The organism is Bythopirellula sp. (assembly GCF_041737835.1).
In the GTDB taxonomy this organism is placed as follows: domain Bacteria; phylum Planctomycetota; class Planctomycetia; order Pirellulales; family Lacipirellulaceae; genus Bythopirellula.
Genome location: NZ_JBGSQY010000075.1, coordinates 1 through 2,439, shown reverse-complemented (window position 1 = coordinate 2,439; position 2,439 = coordinate 1). Strand labels below are relative to the sequence as shown.

3 protein-coding genes are annotated in these 2,439 nt (G+C 53.4%); all 3 read right to left on the bottom strand.

Annotation, left to right across the window (positions count from 1 at the left end; all coding sequences use genetic code 11):
• On the bottom strand, positions 1 to 500 hold a 500-nt coding region (locus AC6T8Q_RS21495), incomplete at its 3' end, for an amidohydrolase family protein (RefSeq protein ID WP_500681040.1).
• A complete protein-coding gene (locus AC6T8Q_RS21490; RefSeq protein WP_500681039.1) occupies positions 497 to 1,888 on the bottom strand; it encodes a M20 family metallopeptidase in 1,392 nt (463 codons plus the stop codon). The genes AC6T8Q_RS21490 and AC6T8Q_RS21495, both read right to left, overlap by 4 nt.
• Positions 1,845 to 2,363 (bottom strand): hypothetical protein, encoded by a 519-nt coding sequence (locus AC6T8Q_RS21485; protein ID WP_500681038.1) that lies wholly within the window; start codon positions 2,361 to 2,363, stop codon positions 1,845 to 1,847. The genes AC6T8Q_RS21490 and AC6T8Q_RS21485 overlap by 44 nt, the downstream gene beginning before the upstream one ends.
• Positions 2,364 to 2,439 lie beyond the last annotated feature (76 nt).

The window sequence follows — 2,439 nt, the reverse complement described above, 5'->3', positions numbered from 1 at the left end:
GCTGCAGCCCTCCAGAGCTTGGCCATCGACGCGCTAGAAACCCATTGCTCCGCGTCGCCATGAGAGTGCAAGCGAAATCCTCGCATTCCTTGGGACTCGAGTTCGTGCATGCGATCGACGACTTCGCTAGCTTGGTAATCGATCAATGCGACACCAGAAAAAACGCCCGGATGTTCTTGCATGGCTTTAAGCATGTAACTGTGGTCGTATTCGTAGAAACTCATTTGAATCAAAACGATACGAGAGACAGCCTGCGGCTTGCAGTGCCCGAATAACTGCTCTGGCGTGAAACTGGTCGGTTGCATATCGGCGACGGAAAATTCCGAACTTAGTGGAAATTTCGTCGTATCAGGTGTCCACACATGCACATGAGCGTCGATGTTGCGTGCTGCGGCGGGTGATGCTGCGAGCACGGGATCGCGCATCAGCAACGAAGCAGCTCCGGCGGCAGTGGCGACGGCCGCAAACTCTCTGCGTGAGACGCGTTGGTTCGAACTCATGGCAAGCTCCTGACAATAGGTTTCAAAATTTGGTCAAAGGCAAGCATGTAGCGGCGATAGATTTCTGCAGCTGCGATAACTTGCGAACACTCAATGTACTCGATTGCTGAATGGGCTTGGTCAATGCTGCCCGGCCCAAGGATCAAACTGGGAATACCGCGCAAGCCGAACTTGCTGGCGTCGCTTCCAAAGGGTACACCCATTAACTGGCTGTCGAGCTTTAGCGAGTTAAGTACGGCTACCATTTTTTCAACGGCTGGATTGGCAGGGTCCGTTTCCAGTGGCCAATCGGTCAGCATCGGAGGGTGCATCGTGAACTCGAAGTCGTTGTGCTGTGCGGCCAAGGTTTCGAGCAGCGCTTGATAGTGAGCCAGCACTTGTTCCGTAGTTTCGTGGGGCAACATGCGTCGATCGATTTCGATCTCGCAACGATCTGGAACAAAGTTAATTTGTGTTCCGCCGCGGACGACTCCGATGTTACAAGTGGCTGGTCCGAGTAATGGGTGTTGGTGGTGCGCGAGTTTCCGAGTGTCGTCCTCAAGCTCAGTGATGATGCGGGCCATGTTTTCAATGGCATTCACTCCCAAATGCGGTTTCGAGGAATGAGCCGATTTTCCATGCGTTTCAATCTTCCATCGCACGACGCCCTTGCTGGCGATAACGGCTTGAAGTGACGTCGGTTCGGCAATAACGGCCGCTTCGGCTTCGAGCGGTCGATCGTTGCACAGCGCCCATACCCCGCGATAAGAATACTCTTCATCGATGGTGGCTGCGAACAAGATGTCGCACGCGGGAGTGGACTTCTCTTGAGCGAGGCTGGCGAGTGCATGCATCATGGCCGCCATTCCGCCTTTGGTATCGCAGCTACCTCGGCCGTAAAGCCTTCCATCACGGATGGCTGGATCCCAGGGATCGATGCTCATGCCAGCAACACTAACCGTATCCATGTGGGCCTCGAATACGATCCTCCGGTTGGGGTCCTTCCCGGGGATGCGTGCAATCACATTCGGGCGATTCGGGAAGACATCCTGACGCCGAACCTCGATGCCTCTGTGCGCGAAAAATTGCTCGATGAATTCCGCGATCTCAAGTTCGGGCACGCCTCCGACATAGTTCGGATTAACGCTATTGATCCTCACTAACGCAGCCAGCGTTTCGATGACATCATCCCCAAACTTCGTATCCAGATGGTTTGGCACGCTACGCTCCAAGCTCGCAGGATTGCGCACAGAGATCGAAAAACCAACAAATATCCGCTCGCATTGGACGGCCCATAATGGAAACGAGGTTGCGGAAATTCCACAACCTCGTCTTTTTGCAAGGGTCTCGATTCTTGAGTTGAGACTATGCGTCTGTCTTGTTTTTCTTCTTAGGAGCTTGCTTGACACCTGTCAGAGAACTCTTCAAAGGTCCTTCGAGTTTTGCAAGCTGCTCTTCTTTGAGCAACTTGCCTACGGCGAGCTTGGTCTTCTCGAGCATTTTTGTAGTTTCGGTCCAACATTTGGCTTGCTCCTCATTCAATCCAATTTTTGCGTCGATGGCCTTCTTCAGCTCTTCGCCCTTCATGCCGGCTTCGCGTGCTTCCTTGGTCGCTTCGGTCCGCTGCTTGTAAATGTCGGCAGGAAGTTCTGCTTCCTTGCGTTTGGCAACCACTTCCTTGGCTGTTTTCGTGAACAGCTCTTCCACTTCCTTTTTCTGATCTTCGCTCAGCTCGGCAGGCTCGAGTCCCTTCAGAAAATTGGCAACCATTTGCTTGGCGGGGTCGCCCTTCTTCTTGCCAGCCTTTTTCGCAGCATCTTGAGCGAAGGCAGCGCTGCTGGTCAGCAAGGCCAGCGCAAGCGAGAACACAATTGCGTTTTTCATTTCTTCAAACCTGATCCAAGAGAGTGTTGGGGTGCCACCCGAACTTCGAGGTGGCAGCTAGGGAGTTGCCGACATT

Bases quoted from the DNA above. Each gene is read 5' to 3' on its own strand.
- AC6T8Q_RS21485 (WP_500681038.1), bottom strand. From the start codon at position 2,363: ATGAAAAACGCAATTGTGTTCTCGCTTGCGCTGGCCTTGCTGACCAGC.